The organism is Neglectibacter timonensis (assembly GCF_900048895.1).
GTDB classification, from domain to species: domain Bacteria; phylum Bacillota; class Clostridia; order Oscillospirales; family Acutalibacteraceae; genus Acutalibacter; species Acutalibacter timonensis.
In genome coordinates this window covers 573,044-588,108 of sequence record NZ_LT160640.1, presented here as the reverse complement: position 1 = coordinate 588,108, position 15,065 = coordinate 573,044, and the positions used below count along the sequence as shown (strand labels likewise).

Here is a 15,065-nt window from a genome sequence, read left to right as displayed (position 1 = left end):
CCTTAATTCATCCTTTTATTCGATGTTCTGTACCTGTTCACGAATTTTTTCAATTTCCGATTTGATATCCACAACCATATAAGCAATTTTGGAATTGACCGATTTCGAACCGATGGTATTTGCCTCACGGTTCATTTCCTGGACAAGAAAATCGATCTTCCTTCCTACAGGTTCATTGGAATCTACAAGTATCTCCAGCTGTTTAAAATGGCTGCGGAGCCGCACGGTCTCCTCATCCACAGCAACCTTATCAGCAAATATGGCCACTTCCGTGAGCACTCTCTGCTCATCAAAACGGTTGTCTCCCAAGAATTCTTCAATTTTTGCCCGCAGCCGTTCCCGGTAGTCGTTCACAGTTTCCGGCGTAATCGTTTCTATCTGATCCACGATGGAAATAATTTTTGAGGCTTTCGTCAAAATGTCCTCACGAAGCCTGGCTCCTTCTATTTCCCTCATATGGATAAACGACCTAATGGCGGGTTCAGCCACCTGACGGACTGCTTCCCAGATGGCTTCTTCATTTTCCGGAGCTTTGTGCACCGAAAAAATATCAGAGTACCGCGAAAGGAGCGAAAGCGAAACCTCGTCAGGCAATACATAGTGTTCCTTCAATCCCTTAAGCGCCGTCACATAGCCGGAAGCCAGAGAATGATTGACCAGAACCTGCACGTCACTTTCTTCCAATGTCTCAATTTGCAGAAATACATCCACTTTGCCACGGGATATTTGGCTTTGAATATAACTTTTGAGTTTTTCTTCCAGAAACAGATACCCGCGGGTAACCCGGGAAGAAAACTCAAAATATTTATGATTGACTGCTTTTATTTCAAAGGTTATGTGGTGTCCGCCTACGGTGCTCTCATTGCGGCCATATCCTGTCATACTTCTGAGCAATGCACTCATCCCCATCTCATATATACAAACTAGCAAAAGCTTGCCAGTAAATTATTTTACCATTGAGGACAATTGAATGCAACCTAAAACGGAAAAAACCCCAGGATTTTAATACATCATTAAGAAATGACCCGGGACGGCTTGGCCGTTCCCGGGTCCTATTCATACTTCACTATCGTGCTCATTGGGGTAAATGCATGGCTGTCATCCGTCTGAAACCCACGAAGTTTAAAGAACTGGAAAAAATCCGGAAAATCTGTAACGATTTGGTTCGCTCCAAAATTTTCTCCGTAGGATGCGGCTGCGCGCATTAAAGAATCCAAGATAAAAGTCTGTTCCATATTGGGTTTTTGGGAAAAATCGTAGCTTTCCGCCGCAAGTTTCAGCAGCTTCAATTCATCGCCTTGCACTTCAACTGCTGCATATCCCAGCAGTTCTCCTTTATCACACATTGCGATCACCCGGGCTTCAGTTCCGGCGCTTTCCACCTCGAAAAGAAGCTCCTGTTCTTTTTCCCGGTCTGCCATAGGAAGAAGTTCGATCATTTTTTGTTTCATTCCCCTTCTTTTGGGATTCCGCCAGCAGGCTGCGGATCTCCTCTTTGCTAAGTTCCCGATAAGCGCCCTGCTTGAGCATTCCAAGCCGTACAGGTCCGATGGCGGTGCGCTTCAGCCTGGCCACTTCCAGGCCGAGTGCTTCGCACATTTTGCGAATTTCCCTGTTCCGGCCCTCATAGAGCACAATTTCCAGCACCACACGTTCTCCCTGCTGCTCTAAAACCCGAACCTTCGCTGGAGCTGTCATCTTTCCTTCAATCAGGATCCCTGTGCTGATCCGGTTCAGCTGTTCTTCTGAAATGCCAGGCCTCACCGTAACCCGATAGGTTTTTGCAATATGCTGTCTGGGATGAGATATCATATTTGCAAAATCGCCGTCGTTCGTCATCAAAAGCAGGCCTTCAGAATCCTTATCCAGCCGGCCGACCGGGTAGACACGGTCGCCTATCCCCTCGACAAGCTGGGCAACGCATTTTCTGTCACGCTCATCATTCATTGTAGTAACGAACCCACGAGGCTTATGCAGGGCCAGATAATACTTCTGGGTGGAACGTACAATCCTTTGACCATCAACGGCAATCACATCGCGGTCGGGATCGGCGCTGTCGCCCAACCCGGCTTTTCTGCCGTTTACAGTTACTCTGCCGGCAGCGATCATCTCTTCCGCTTTCCGGCGGGAAGACACGCCGTTAGCCGCCAGTATTTTTTGCAATCTACTTTTTTCTGCCATGTTTTATTTTCCCCGGCCGAATAATTTTTCCAGTATTCCGCCTACTTCTTTCTCTTGAATTTTTCCATTTTCCCCGGCAATTAACGGGATGCTGAACAGCTTCGTACTCTCTAGATAGTACTGCACTGAACCCACGGTTTCTCCCTTTTGGATCGGAGCATAGAGGAACGCGGGCAAAAACACCTTGCGGGTTATTCTGCCGGCATCTTCAGAAGGCACGGAAACGCTTCCTCCTGTTGTTCCCTTTACCAGCAGTTCTTCCCCTTCTCCTCCAACCAGAGGTAGCTGCACAGAAAAATTACTTTCGTCGAAAGAAACACTTTCCACAGAGGCGAACCCATAATCCAGCATTTTAGCATGGTCGTTCCAATCGTCAGGCGCGTTGAGCGTTACAGCGATCAGGGTCACGCCGTCCCGTTCAGCCGCAGACACCAGACAGCGGCCGGATTTTTTTGTGAATCCGGTCTTGACGCCGATACAGCCCTCATACAGCCATAAGAGCTTGTTGTGGTTTGTATACTGTACTTTTTTTTCCGGGTTGTCAAACGCAATTTGATAAGTACCGCTGGAAGCAAGCTCACGAAACTTGCTGTTTTTCAATGCTTCCCGGGCAAGCAGAGCCATATCAAAAGCTGTGGAGTAGTGCGCTTCATCATCGAGACCGGAGGGGGTTACAAAATGAGTATTACTCATGCCGATTTCCAACGCACGACGATTCATTCGCTCAGCAAAGGCTTCCTGAGATCCATCCAGGTAAAGCGCAACCGCATTGGCAGCATCGTTTCCGGAAGCCAGCAGCATCCCTGCCGCAAGCCCTGTCAACGGCAGTTCGTCACCTGCCCTGAGCCCCATAGAAGAACCCTCTACCGCCACCATCTCTTCTGTGACGGTTACCGTGGGATCTCCCTCTTTTTCGGCCTCTTCCAACGCCAGCAATGCCGTCATAATCTTTGTTGTGCTGGCCATAGAAAGCTTCTTTTCCGCTTCCTTCTCATAGAGGACGGAACCGGTGTCGGCACTGATAAGAACCGCACTCGCAGCAGAAATCCCTTCCGGCTGTGAAGATCCAGCTAAAGCTGGCAAAGAAAGAGAACAGACTAAAACAAGAACGAGACCGATACAACTGCCTTTACGTAACCAACCATACAACTTCCATCACCGCCTCGGGACAATATTATGTCCCGGACGTGCCGCTTATGATAGCAAGAATCATACCGGATCAGCGGGTTTTTCCAAACGATTGTCATCTTGCTTTTTTTCCTCTTTTCCAAAAAGAGACGTGAGTTTATCCACCACATCCGGAACTTTTTCGAGAGCTCTGTCGACCGAACTCAAATAAGGCTCAATCTGCAAAATCCGTACATTTCCGTTTTGGATGGCCAGAAAGGCAATTGGATTGATGGTGATACCTGCTCCGCTGCCACCCGCAAATAGTCCGGAAGACGGCTGCGCTTTGGAAGGAAGATCGGAGCCTCCCGAAGCAAATCCGTAACTGACACGGGAAATTGGGATCACCGTGGTTCCATCTGGCGTAGTGACAGGATCTCCAATCACTGTGTTGACATCCACCATTTGCTTGATCTTTTCCATGGTTACCCCTAAAAGGTTGTTGACCTGATTATCGCTCATAAACAATCACCTTATTTTCGCCGCAGCGAAAACCCTTTCCTCGTTAACTATATCAAACATCGGCACTGTTCACCGAAATTTCCGTAAAAACGGCAGCCCGCCTTTCAGCACATGGAGTATCTCCCAGAGCGCAAACAGCGGGCTGGCAGACAGGCGGCAGGTAAACCGTACATTACTCTTTTCCGCTTTGTAGTTAAGATCGACTAATACAGCTTTTCGCCTGCATTTCTTCCAGCCAAACAAAAAACCGCAGGCAGAATAAACAGCAGCGGAAATCTCTCCGTATTGGATGGCGGCTTCCGATGCATCTCCCGCACCATCCAAACATAAGTATAGGTCAAATTGACTCAAATGAACATGGGAAATAAATTTTTGAGAAGAATCCTTTACCAGATTTACAAATTCAAAAAGCGATTTGAGAAAACCAGCGGTGCCTTCCCTTTTCAAAATCTGTTTCAATTTTGTTGGAAAAGAATTTTTTGACGCTTCTTCTTCCTGCTGCTCTGTCGCTTCCTCCGGTTTTTCCTCTGCGGGCAGGAGCGTATACCGCAGAAAGAGATACCGCAACTGAATCCGGAATTCTTCCTGGAAGTCTACACGGACCCGGACTGGAATCAACAGAAGCAGAACAAGCAAAAGCAGCGCTCCCAAAACGACGTACAGAACGACCACAGCAATCCGCCTTTCTAAAAAGTCAGCTGTTCTTCAACTGACTCCTCATCTTCCTTTTCAGACGCCCCATCTGGAGGCGGAGGCAGTTCGGAAAGCGAGGATAGTTGAAAGCAACGCAGGAAGTTCTCTGTGGTTCCGTAAAGCAGAGGCCGTCCGGGAAGCTCCAGCCTGCCTCTCTCCTCTAAAAGTCCTTTTTGAACCAGGCTGCCGATCACCCCGGAGCAATCCACACCGCGTACCTGCTCCACAAAGGCTTTGGTGACTGGCTGGTTGTAGGCAATGACGGCCAAAACTTCCAGAGCTGCCTGAGAAAGCGGTGTATTTCGTTTTAAGTCTAACACGCCGCGCACAGGTTCAATAAAAGCCGGATTTGTACACATTTGGGCGCTGCCTTCCAAACGTAAAACTCTTATTCCACTGTTCGGGGCACCATATTTCTCCTTCAGACATTCTACAGCATTCTCAATATCCGCAGTCTTTACTTCCAGCACCTGAGCAATTCGCTCCAACGCAACAGGATCTCCGCTTGCAAAGAGAATTGCCTCTGTTTTCCCGATCAATTCTTCGGATTTCAGTGCCGTTCTCCCCCCTTGCGTAAAATCACCTGACTTCTGTCTCCTTCACCCTCTACACGGATTCTTTTGCTTTTGACCAGCTCAAGAACCGCCAGGAAAGCCGCTACACGTTCGGACCGTTCCCTTTTTTCCTCAAATAGAGAATGATAGGAAACCTTCTGCTGTTTCCAAAGCCTTCTTAAAATGTAGACTACCTGAGAGGTAACCGATACTATTTTCCGGGTTACCAGGGCAGAAAAGCTCTCCGGTCTGGGCGGCAGCAGGCTTTTTCCTCTACCCCAGGCCGAAAGCAGCGCTGAAAGCAATTCCCTCGTTTCATGAATACGCCTGTAGGTATAATCTATCGGAATATCTGCTGGAGGATGGGGCTGCGCATCGAAGGATACCTTTTCCTTCAGCTTTTCCGCAGCCTGTTTGCACTGCTGATATTCCAGCAACAACCCAGTCAATTCCAGCCTTGGGTCCTCTTCCTCCTCATATCTTGGAAGCAGAGAGACGCTTTTGATCTGTACCAAGCGGGCCGCCATCTCCAGAAACTCACTGGCGATATCTAAATCCTCCTCCTGCATGAAGGCGATTTGCTCCAAATATTGCTGGAGCAGCTCAGCGATAGGGATGTCATAGATATCAATTTTGTTTTTAGAAATCAAAGATAGCAAAAGATCCAACGGCCCCTCAAAGGCTTCCAATCGATACTGCAGTTTCTCCATCGTTTAAATTGCACCAAATAGTTGAAAGGGCAACTTGGCAATAGTAATAATAATTCTATAAAAGAAATTTTGGACAATTCCAAGCGGCCCGGATAGCGCTCCTGTCAGCAACAAGACAAACATAAGCATGACAAATACATTCTGATACCTGTAGAAAGTGCGCAGCGCCCTGTCACTGAGGAATGCCCCTAAAATCCGGGAACCATCCAGAGGCGGCATTGGGATAAGATTAAAAACGGCAAGAGAAATATTGATGATTACATAGTAGGAGAGAAAACTCACAAGAAACGAAACGATCCAATTGTAAGGGAGAAACACAGAGACCGTTACCAAAATGACAGCGCCTACCAAAGCGGCTAATAAGTTTGAAACGGGGCCAGCCAAAGCGGTAATGGCCATGTCTCGCTTCGGTTTCTTAAAATAACTGCTGTTTACCGGAACCGGTTTCGCCCAGCCAAAACCAAAGAGCAGAAGCGCTAACGCTCCCATGGGTTCCACGCTGGCCAATGGATTAAACGTAAGACGGCCCGCCATTTTAGCTGTTGGGTCCCCCAACTTATACGCCACCCAGCCATGGGCGAATTCATGAAGCGGCAGGATACAGAGTATAACAAATACAATGGAAATTATCTGTGCCAGAACAGAGAGAAAATCGACATGTCCCCCTCGGAAGAGGGTGTTGAGCACGTTGAACAGCATGCATTCACACTCCTTTTGTATTAGGATTATAAACCATCTGAAAGAAAAAGACAATTCCTTTCAAAAAAAACTTGCTTTTTAAGATTTCATCTGCTATAATTCTGATTGTTGCAAATTTGAGAGTTACTCGATTTAAGGAGGTGCAGATATGGCAAAATGTGATATTTGCGGTAAGGATGTTTCCTTCGGTATTAAAGTTTCCCACTCGCACAGGCGTTCCAACAGAACTTGGAAGCCGAACATTAAGCGTGTGAAAGCAATCGTCAATGGTACTCCGAAGCGCGTGTACGCCTGCACCCGTTGCTTGCGTTCCGGCAAGGTGACAAGAGCAATATAAGAATTCATTTGGCGAATGAACAAAACCGTTAGGACTGAACTTTCAGTCTTGACGGTTTTGTTTTTTGTGTATATCCTGTTCCCCGTATTCAGTTTTCCAGAATCAGGCCTTTTTTTAATCCGTCCAGATCCAGAAAATCCTCTACAAATTCTTTCCGGAGCAGTACCGGAGGAATAAATTCATTATACTTGTGTTCTATCTGCACCTTATCAGGCAAAGGCAGCTCCGAAAGGCTCTCTGTAGCGGCAAGAACATCTTGGATGGCCTCCTGAATCAGCTCGGCGGCATCCCTAACGTGCCCGCTGAAAGTAACTTCCAAATACACACAAGTCCGCCAAAGTATTTTGCTTTTGATTCCCCGCTGCAGCAGCAGAAAATGCAGGGTAAACAACTCCCGTGTCCCAATCCAGGGGAAAACGGCATACTTGTTTTCTGATAGCTGTGTGACAAGCTTTGTAAGGATTCCGGAGTTACGGGCCAAATTGCGGATTTCCGTCAGCCTCTCCCTGCAGGAATCGCTCAGATAAGGGTAGCTGTCGTCGCTGAGTAGAATACTCCTCAGCTTTTGTACCAGCACGGTGTGCAAATCAGCCGTGAAATTTACATTCCAGTCCACTGTAGAGATTCCCGAAACCGGTTTTACAAAAATCACTTTTGACTTTTCGTTTACTTCCACAGTTTCCCAGGTTCTGCCTGCGAGGGAAAACCTGGTTTCCGGCGGATAAATTTTATCTACCGTGCCGATTGCCCGGTTTTCATCCTTGACCAAATAATACTCCGGCACCAGAAAAACAGAGAGAAACCGATAGTCGTTCACTACCTTTTCTCCTTCTCTGCCAATGATCAAACCGCCGTCCTCCATGCGCTGTAGATGGCCGATTTCCAGCAGATGCCGAAGCAGCAAAAGGTAGTCCTCCTGAGATATCCAGCGAAAGCACTGAAGATTCAGCACGCTTTCCGCCAGCCTTTTAGCTGGTAGTTCTCCCGAGGACAACAGCGTGCTCATAGTCTGATGATACAGCAGAGAATAAGGATACTTGCTGGGAACAAGGGGTTCCACCCAACGCTGTTTTGTATAGAGTTCGATGATGGCAATGATTCTCAGGAAGGCCCAGTTGATGGGCCCCAGGGTATCTGTAGCTGCGGCGTGCACATCGTCCATTAGGGTGAACAGGATCTGCGGAACCTGTCCCCTCCTGCCGCAGCGGCCCAGACGCTGTGCAAAGCTTGATACCGTAGCTGGAGTTCCCACCTGTACCACCTGATCCAGAGAGCCGATATCAATTCCCAGTTCCAGAGTCACCGTAGCGCCGGTGACGATTTTCTCCTCCCCTGTTTTCATTTCATCTTCCGTTTGTTCTCTCAAAACTGCGGAGATATTTCCATGATGGACCCGGTATATGTCAGGAGTCCGGTGTTTCAGAGCAATCTGTCTCAAATTGGCCAGTACGAACTCGGTCTCCTCTCGGGAGTTGGTGAAAAGGATGGTCTTTTTATCCAACGTCATACGATACAGATATTCAAAATGTTCCTGGTCTCCGGGATCCAGAGCACCGTTGTCAGCGGTTCCTTTTCGTTCGAACCGCTGTACCAGCAGACGAATCTTTTGCCTGCCTGCTTCTCCGGACGGCGCAGAACATGTACGGATCGTTCCGCAATTCAGCCAGGTCTTAGCTGCTTCCAAATCCCCTAGGGTCGCAGACAGGCCGATACGCCGCGGAATCGTTCCAGTCAGCCGCTGGAGTCTTTCCAGCAGACAGAGCACTTGGATACCGCGCACATCCCTCATAAAATAATGAACTTCATCGATGATAATATAACGCAGATCCCGAAAGAGCTCATAACAGGAACCCTTTTTGCGAATCAGCAGAGATTCAAGTGATTCCGGCGTGATTTGTAAAATTCCATCCGGATGCTTTAAGAGCCTTTCTTTCTCTGCAGCAGAAGCATCTCCGTGCCATTTACACACCGGCAGACCGGATTCCAGCAGCAGCTGATCCAGCCGTTTAAACTGATCGTTGATCAAAGCCTTCAGCGGACTGATGTACAAAACGCCCACAGAACGGGACGGCTTCCGGTAAAGCTCTGTCAACACAGGTAGAAACGCAGCCTCTGTTTTTCCTGAAGCAGTGCCTGAGGAAAGCAAGAGATTATCGTCTGTTTCAAAGATGACCTGGCAAGCTGCTGTCTGGATATCGCGCAGTTCTGTCCAGCGGTTTGCATAGATATAGTCCTGAATATAAGGCGCCAAACGGCTGAAAACGTCTGTCATGCTTTCTCCTCCCTTACCGAACTCAAAATCCCAAAAGCTCCGATGTCATTCATCCTGTGGAAAGCAAAATATCTCCCTCGTCTCTATAACTCAATCGTTATATCTCAAATTCCAAAAAACCGTCGGCTTCCCCGGGCAGTTCAGGCGTAGCAAAGTTGGAAAGAATTTGCTCCATATCCTCTCCGGGATTTTGAAGAAGAATGTTCAGAAGCTCTATGAAATCACGAATGATCTCCCGGGGCGTGATGTGGCTTTGGGCTCCTACCCGATTATATTCCACATCCAAAAAGCGAAGCAGTTCCTCCTGAGAAAATTCAGGCTCGTACTCAAATAACTGACCGTGCATCTGCATCAGCTTTTCGATCAGTACATACATCTCATCATGGGTCAACATGCTCAGCCGGATGATGGGGGACAAAAGGTCTTTGACCGATTCTGTAGCAAACCGCCCTTCCGACAATCTGGAACGGAGCGCTTCATAACTGAAGACGCCCCGGTATTTATCCTCAATGCACTGCGGCGTTCCGCCCAGCAGAAAACCGATATGGCTGGCTTTTCCTTGCAAGACATCGTTGTACATCGTAAGAATTTTTTCATAATTACTCTGCCTTGTAATTGATTGCGGAATTTTGTAGAGATTCACAAGTTCATCAATGATAACCAGCATTCCATGGTAGCCGGCGCCAACTAAAAAGGAAGCGAACAGTTTTAAAAAATCATACCAGTTGTCATCGTTCACAATAAAGTTCAGGTCCAAATCCCGCTTAGCCTCCGTTTTCGTAGGATATTCTCCCCGAAACCACTGAATGACTTTGGACTTCAATGGGTCATCCAGCTGCCGGTAGGCTTTATAATAGAGCAGAATGGCTTTGGAAAACTCAAATCCATTCACCATTCCCTCCAACTCTCCGATCACCCTGCGGATTCGCTGTTCGACCAGACGATCGAACAGCAGTTCATCAGCCGCAGGCCCTTCTTCATTGGCAACAGCCGTTTTAATTGAGGAAATCCAACGTTCAAGAATCAGCGGCAAGGCGCCGCCGTCCGGTTTTGTTTTGGTGGACATATTCTTGATCAATTCCCGGTATGTGGCAAGGCCCTGCCCTTTGGTTCCGACGAAACGCCGCTCCGGAGAGAGGTCTGCGTCCACCACCACAAAGTTCCGGTCAGTGGCGTAGTTGCGTATCGTTTGCAGCAGAAAGCTCTTTCCGCTTCCATATTTTCCCACGATAAATCGAAAAGAAGCGCCGCCGTCAGCGATAATACCGATATCATGCAGAAGCGCGTCTATTTCCTTATCGCGCCCTACGGCAACATATTCCAAGCCAACTCTGGGTACCACACCGCCTTTCAGGGCGTTGAGAATGGTACTGGTAATCCGTTTGGGCGGATTGTTCTGTTTCACTAAAAAAACACCCTTTCCAATTCTTCCTGATACTCCTCAAAAACCTTTACGGTGTCAGACAGCTCGATAATGTTATCTCCCACAGCCTCCAGCGCTTTTTCATTGAGACTGTCCACAAGAACTTCCGGCATAATTCCATCGTTCTGGGCAAAAGAAAGCAGTTCATTTCCTGCACTGCCGTTCAGAATCAATTTCAGGGCCTCTTGTTCTGTCTTATTCAAACTGCGAATCAGGCGCTGCCAGCAGCTGCCGTCCAAATCAAGTTCCGGCACAGGTACCGGGGTGACCTGCATCCTTGCGGGCGGCGTTTCAGGTTCATTTTCCATGCCGGACAACAGTTTTTCCTGGATGAGCAATGCATTTGCCCGAATTTCGTTTAACCGGCGGGGATCCACTGTGACGGATATTCTTTGAGAATCCCGATAATAATCCAGAATCGCCGTATCAATTCGGGAAAAAAAGCTGTTATCGCCGCCGGGAAGTTTCATCCATGCCGAAAGTTCGATTTTGTTTCGATCCGCAGCAAGTTTCCGTTTATACTGGGATACTCTGCGGTAAAACTGCTCAATCCGCCTGATCATGTACTCGATGATCTGACGGCTGTTCGCCCTGCAAATTCTTTTTCCGGAAGTGGTCCATTTTCCATCTCTGCACCAATACAGCTCAGTATCGGAAATCCGAACAGTTTTAACCTTTTCCCGATCACTGGCAAGAGGAAGGTAAAGAGCTTTGGAAAAGGGTTTCCAGGGACTGCCCTTGTGCCGGTAATAAAACATGTCCTCCAGTTGAATCCCGTTTTCTTCCAGCCACCGGGAAAGGCTTTCCATCACATGATTGAAGCAGTCACGAAGTTTGGGCTCCATTTTATAAGTCTGGCAAAAGCTCGACTTTTCGGGCTTGTATGCAGAAAGAGAAGCAAACTGGTCATAAAAATCTGACATCCGGGAAGGCGCATAGAATTCCTGCAGCACTGGATACTTCTGAATCAAATCGTCAAAAGAAAACGGCGGGCTGTTGACAATATAATAATCCTTTACCCACCCGGCTGCATATTTATCGAGCTTTGGCTCATAGACACGGTATGCCTCCCACAGATACAAAAGCTTTTCCAGGCCGTCTTCTCCACTTTCTACGCCGATATTATTGATTAGCTCATAAAGGTAAAGAAAGACATAGGAAAAGGACGTTCGCATTATCTGACCCTGGCGGACCTTACTGCGCCAGGTAAAATAGGTCCTCAGCTGTCGGTAGCCCATCCGTTGATAGTCAGGAAAATACATGGAGAATTCCGCATTTTCCGGATAATCATCTTCAAACTTGACCATAAACTCCGCTTGTTTACAGAAAACCAGAGCTTGGCTGGTATTGTAATACTGATCAAAGCGTCTGTACCGGTCTCCCAAATGCCTCATTTTAAGAAAAAGGCCGCGAATTTCCTCGGCTTCCGGTTCGGGATACTCCAATTTTTGGGGGACCGGCGGATGTTCTGCTTCCTCAGAACGGCTTTCCATATAAATTTCGGCAAAAGGATCTTCCCGATCTTCATTCTGCCAGTTCCAGAGCATACCGCTCCTCCTCTCCCAGAGTTTTTCTTCTGTGTCAGATAGAACATATGTTTATAGTAGCTTATCTTTTCAAAAAACGCAACTATTATTTCAAGTTATATGGCAAAAAAACAGACCACAGCGCTCCTTGTCCAGCCGCTGTGGCCTGCCTTTGTGAAAATTGCTTATCCGAATGGCTTTTCCTGAGTAAGCTCAGCAAAGTCACCATGCTCAAAGTTTGTAATCAAAATTACGGCTTTTCCCATAGCCTCTTCAAACAGATCAAAAAAGCTCTGTTGGGAAGTTCCCTCTCCCGAATTCCATTCTTCCCCCTGCAGATTGGCATAATCAATGTCGGCGGTCTCTGTCATCGGCACGATATGGGAGGAGACATAGTGGGGCTTCCCTTTCTCCAGGGCGTCAAACAATTTTTTCTTCAAGGTGGTACGATCCGTCAGACACGCAAAGACAAAATGGGCATCCCGGGTTGCCCGCAGCAGCTCTTCTTCCTTCACATCCACATGGTATACTTCGAAAAGCACATGCCGGAAAAGCTTTGCAATCCTTCTCTGTACGGCCTCGTTTTTCGGAAACATATGCTTGAGATTGACTTCGTTTGGGAGAAGCCCGGTTTCACGGCGCAGGACGATGGCATCCAGAGCGGCTTCGATCTCACCGTGCAACGTAGTATGGGTCTCATAGGGCCGTTCTCTCAAAAGTGTCTCTGCAAAGGCGTTGATATAGGGATGCGCGGTGGAGTCCAGCGCATAGTGACAGAGAAATCCCATCACATAGGAGCGGTAGACAGGATCACTGTGGCGGACCAAAAAATCCCGCAGAGCGCTGAATGTAAGAGAAGGTTTTGTCCCGTGCAGCTTATTGCCATATTCCTTGAGAGATTTTCCCTTCATCCAGGGGAAATAGCGGTGGCAAAAGAAAAAATCCGGCCCCTGCGCACCCCAATAAAAGGCACAGGAGTTCAGGTTTTCCTTATCTTGCGCTGGAAGTTCCGTCAATACCTTCCTGGCAAATTGATAATGTGTTAAACATGCTGGCATGATCGACTCTGCCTCCTATCCTAATTCATTGAGCCTGGGCAGCCAGGAAAACGCCGCCGTAAGATCCTGTGGAAGTTCTGCCAAAAGCAATTTGTCTACAAAAAGCGGTGAACAGACAAGCTCTGCCCTTCCGCAATGAAGCGCTTGCCGGTTCAATCGATCCCGGCAGCCTCCATACAGCTCATCCCCTGCAAGAGGATACCCCAAATAGGCAAAATGCGCCCGTATTTGATGAGTCCGTCCAGTCTCCAGAACAATACTTAGAAAAGTATATCCTTCCCGGCTGTACAGTGCGTTCCAATGCGTCACCGCCCGCTCTCCGTGTCCAGCTTCCCGTACGATCTTGCTGCCAGCCTTCAGGCCGATCGGCGCGTCGACGGTTCCGGATCCGGAAAGGGTTCCCTCACAGATGGCAAAATAGGTCTTTTTTATGACTGCAGAAGATACAGAAATACGATTTTTACCCAACAGCACTACCCCACTGGTATCCTTGTCCAACCGGTACAGAGGGCGAAACGCACAGCTCTGTCCAGTTTTCTGGTAATGATATGCTGCAGCGTTTAAAAGGCTGTCATAGTCATGTCCCGGAGAAGGATGGATGGGCATTCCAGGTTCTTTATCAACAACCAGATAATCTTCGCTTTCCCATAAAACAGAAAGTTTTTTTGCCGTGGGAACGTAGAAAATCTGCTCCTCCGGCAGCTGTAACACCAGCAGGTCGCCTTTCTGCAAAGCATCGATACTCTTACAGGGGCGCCCGTTCAAAAGCATGCCGTCCTGCAGATACTTCTGTCTGGTAAAAGCGCGGGCAGACAGACGCAGATAATTCCTGGCAAATTCTTTTACTGTCATTCCCGCGTGTTCAGCAGATACCACGTAACTGAGCCTGCGCATCAGGTTTCCCGTCCGGCAAGGGTTCTTGCAAGCTCCTTTAAAAAAGCTGTGTCCCCAGAGAAATTCTGCAGTGCTTCCAATGCCTCAGCCGTATAGGATTCCACCAAGATCTGCGCCCGCTGAGGCCCAAGCAGCGTAACGTAGTTCACTTTTTCCTGCTTACAGTCGGCGCCTGTATTTTTCCCCAATTTTCCGGCATCTCCCAAAACATCCAGTACATCGTCTCTGATTTGGAAAGCCATACCGATACCGGACGCATATTTTTCAGCAGCCTGAAGCTGTTCCTGCACCGCTCCTGCCGCTGTACAGCCCATCCGGCAGGCTGCTGAGATCAAGGCCACGGTCTTCCCCATATCCATCATCTGAAGCGTCTGAAGAGAATGGTCTCCATCGCCGGTCCGCAAGTCGATGCACTGCCCACCAACCATCCCTTCAGCACCCGCACATTCCGCAAGGATCTGTGCGCCTTGGATAACGCGAAGGGGATCTATCTCTGCAGAAAGCACAGTCTCAAAAGCCTTGGTCAGCAGTCCGTCACCGGCCAGCAGCGCCATATCCTCGCCATAAACCTTATGGTTTGCAGGTTTTCCTCTGCGCATGTCATCATTGTCCATACAAGGCATGTCGTCATGGATCAAAGAATAGGTATGCACCATTTCCACCGCACAGGCAAACGGGAGAGCTTGTTCTGGATCGCCTCCGCAGAGTTCGCAGAAAGCAAGTGTCAGCATGGGGCGGATTCGTTTTCCTCCGCACAGCAGACTGTAACGCATAGCGTCAATAACAGAGGCATGCAAAACCTTTTGATCAGGCAGAGGGAGGTATTTTTCGAGCGCCCGCTCGATCGCTTTTTGATAGGCGTCTGCCTTATTCTTCATCCTGTTCCTCCGTCTGTATTTCTATTTTAGAAAATTCCGTAATTTTCTGCTCTGCTTTTGTCAGTATCCCGTAACAGTCTGCAGACAGCTTTGCGCCCTCTTCAAAAAGCTTCATGGATTCTTCCAGAGATTCTTCTCCCTTTTCCAGCTTTTCCACAATAATCTGCAGCCTCGTCATGGCTTCTTCAAAGTTAATCGGCTTCCTCATTCT

The 15,065-nt window shown here is 48.2% G+C and carries 17 protein-coding genes; 1 reads left to right on the top strand and 16 read right to left on the bottom strand.

What is annotated here, in order from left to right:
- Positions 1–15: 15 nt before the first annotated feature.
- From BN3911_RS11640 to BN3911_RS11600, 9 genes are all read right to left on the bottom strand, one after another.
- Complete coding sequence (locus tag BN3911_RS11640) at positions 16–903, bottom strand: YicC/YloC family endoribonuclease (RefSeq protein WP_341441051.1); 888 nt, start codon at positions 901–903, stop codon at positions 16–18.
- 149 nt (positions 904–1,052) lie between these two features.
- The gene (locus BN3911_RS11635; RefSeq protein ID WP_147578588.1) at positions 1,053–1,382 is read right to left on the bottom strand and encodes a hypothetical protein; all 330 of its coding nucleotides are present in this window, start codon (positions 1,380–1,382) and stop codon (positions 1,053–1,055) included.
- Positions 1,363–2,181: a pseudouridine synthase gene (locus BN3911_RS11630; protein ID WP_066865786.1), complete on the bottom strand. Its 819-nt coding sequence runs from the start codon at positions 2,179–2,181 to the stop codon at positions 1,363–1,365. The genes BN3911_RS11635 and BN3911_RS11630 overlap by 20 nt, the downstream gene beginning before the upstream one ends.
- 3 nt (positions 2,182–2,184) lie before the next feature.
- Positions 2,185–3,264 (bottom strand): D-alanyl-D-alanine carboxypeptidase family protein, encoded by a 1,080-nt coding sequence (locus BN3911_RS11625; RefSeq protein WP_207644521.1) that lies wholly within the window; start codon positions 3,262–3,264, stop codon positions 2,185–2,187.
- Positions 3,265–3,390: 126 nt separating this feature from the next.
- Positions 3,391–3,810 carry a GerW family sporulation protein gene (gene ytfJ, locus BN3911_RS11620; protein WP_066865780.1) on the bottom strand — a complete coding sequence of 140 codons (420 nt, stop codon included), beginning with the start codon at positions 3,808–3,810 and terminating at the stop codon, positions 3,391–3,393.
- 69 nt (positions 3,811–3,879) lie between these two features.
- Positions 3,880–4,482 carry a DUF2953 domain-containing protein gene (locus tag BN3911_RS11615; protein WP_066865777.1) on the bottom strand — a complete coding sequence of 201 codons (603 nt, stop codon included), beginning with the start codon at positions 4,480–4,482 and terminating at the stop codon, positions 3,880–3,882.
- Positions 4,483–4,496: 14 nt separating this feature from the next.
- Complete coding sequence (gene scpB / locus BN3911_RS11610) at positions 4,497–5,042, bottom strand: SMC-Scp complex subunit ScpB (protein ID WP_256191588.1); 546 nt, start codon at positions 5,040–5,042, stop codon at positions 4,497–4,499.
- An 11-nt stretch (positions 5,043–5,053) separates the two neighbouring features.
- The gene (locus tag BN3911_RS11605) at positions 5,054–5,767 is read right to left on the bottom strand and encodes a segregation and condensation protein A (RefSeq protein WP_066865771.1); all 714 of its coding nucleotides are present in this window, start codon (positions 5,765–5,767) and stop codon (positions 5,054–5,056) included.
- A 3-nt stretch (positions 5,768–5,770) separates the two neighbouring features.
- Complete coding sequence (locus BN3911_RS11600) at positions 5,771–6,466, bottom strand: site-2 protease family protein (protein WP_066865769.1); 696 nt, start codon at positions 6,464–6,466, stop codon at positions 5,771–5,773.
- Between the two features lie 148 nt (positions 6,467–6,614).
- Here BN3911_RS11600 and rpmB point away from each other — a divergent pair, with 148 nt between their 5' ends.
- Positions 6,615–6,803, top strand: coding sequence for a 50S ribosomal protein L28 (gene rpmB, locus BN3911_RS16845; protein ID WP_074039137.1), 189 nt, complete (start codon positions 6,615–6,617; stop codon positions 6,801–6,803).
- An 88-nt stretch (positions 6,804–6,891) separates the two neighbouring features.
- Here the strand turns inward: rpmB and BN3911_RS11590 are convergent, their stop codons facing one another.
- From BN3911_RS11590 to BN3911_RS11560, 7 genes are all read right to left on the bottom strand, one after another.
- Entirely contained in the window at positions 6,892–9,075 is a 2,184-nt protein-coding gene (locus BN3911_RS11590) for a DEAD/DEAH box helicase (RefSeq protein ID WP_066865766.1), read from the bottom strand.
- A gap of 97 nt (positions 9,076–9,172) precedes the next feature.
- Entirely contained in the window at positions 9,173–10,480 is a 1,308-nt protein-coding gene (locus BN3911_RS11585; protein WP_066865764.1) for an ATP-binding protein, read from the bottom strand.
- On the bottom strand, positions 10,480–12,045 hold the full coding sequence (locus BN3911_RS11580) for a TerB N-terminal domain-containing protein (RefSeq protein WP_066865761.1): 1,566 nt from the start codon (positions 12,043–12,045) through the stop codon (positions 10,480–10,482). The genes BN3911_RS11585 and BN3911_RS11580 overlap by 1 nt, the downstream gene beginning before the upstream one ends.
- Before the next feature lie 164 nt (positions 12,046–12,209).
- Positions 12,210–13,082, bottom strand: coding sequence for a zinc dependent phospholipase C family protein (locus tag BN3911_RS11575; RefSeq protein ID WP_082942259.1), 873 nt, complete (start codon positions 13,080–13,082; stop codon positions 12,210–12,212).
- 15 nt (positions 13,083–13,097) lie between these two features.
- Positions 13,098–13,976 (bottom strand): RluA family pseudouridine synthase, encoded by an 879-nt coding sequence (locus tag BN3911_RS11570; RefSeq protein ID WP_066865755.1) that lies wholly within the window; start codon positions 13,974–13,976, stop codon positions 13,098–13,100.
- Entirely contained in the window at positions 13,976–14,854 is an 879-nt protein-coding gene (locus tag BN3911_RS11565; RefSeq protein WP_066865752.1) for a polyprenyl synthetase family protein, read from the bottom strand. The genes BN3911_RS11570 and BN3911_RS11565 overlap by 1 nt, the downstream gene beginning before the upstream one ends.
- Complete coding sequence (locus BN3911_RS11560) at positions 14,844–15,062, bottom strand: exodeoxyribonuclease VII small subunit (RefSeq protein ID WP_066865749.1); 219 nt, start codon at positions 15,060–15,062, stop codon at positions 14,844–14,846. Before BN3911_RS11560 ends, BN3911_RS11565 begins: the two co-directional genes overlap by 11 nt.
- Positions 15,063–15,065: the final 3 nt, after the last annotated feature.

Coding starts and splice junctions, on each gene's coding strand:
- BN3911_RS11640 (WP_341441051.1), bottom strand. CDS start 903: ATGAGTGCATTGCTCAGAAGTATGACAGGATATGGCCGCAATGAGAGC.
- BN3911_RS11630 (WP_066865786.1), bottom strand. CDS start 2,181: ATGGCAGAAAAAAGTAGATTGCAAAAAATACTGGCGGCTAACGGCGTG.
- ytfJ (WP_066865780.1), bottom strand. CDS start 3,810: ATGAGCGATAATCAGGTCAACAACCTTTTAGGGGTAACCATGGAAAAG.
- BN3911_RS11605 (WP_066865771.1), bottom strand. CDS start 5,767: ATGGAGAAACTGCAGTATCGATTGGAAGCCTTTGAGGGGCCGTTGGAT.
- BN3911_RS11600 (WP_066865769.1), bottom strand. CDS start 6,466: ATGCTGTTCAACGTGCTCAACACCCTCTTCCGAGGGGGACATGTCGAT.
- rpmB (WP_074039137.1), top strand. CDS start 6,615: ATGGCAAAATGTGATATTTGCGGTAAGGATGTTTCCTTCGGTATTAAA.
- BN3911_RS11590 (WP_066865766.1), bottom strand. CDS start 9,075: ATGACAGACGTTTTCAGCCGTTTGGCGCCTTATATTCAGGACTATATC.
- BN3911_RS11580 (WP_066865761.1), bottom strand. CDS start 12,045: ATGCTCTGGAACTGGCAGAATGAAGATCGGGAAGATCCTTTTGCCGAA.
- BN3911_RS11575 (WP_082942259.1), bottom strand. CDS start 13,082: ATGCCAGCATGTTTAACACATTATCAATTTGCCAGGAAGGTATTGACG.
- BN3911_RS11570 (WP_066865755.1), bottom strand. CDS start 13,976: ATGCGCAGGCTCAGTTACGTGGTATCTGCTGAACACGCGGGAATGACA.
- BN3911_RS11565 (WP_066865752.1), bottom strand. CDS start 14,854: ATGAAGAATAAGGCAGACGCCTATCAAAAAGCGATCGAGCGGGCGCTC.
- BN3911_RS11560 (WP_066865749.1), bottom strand. CDS start 15,062: ATGAGGAAGCCGATTAACTTTGAAGAAGCCATGACGAGGCTGCAGATT.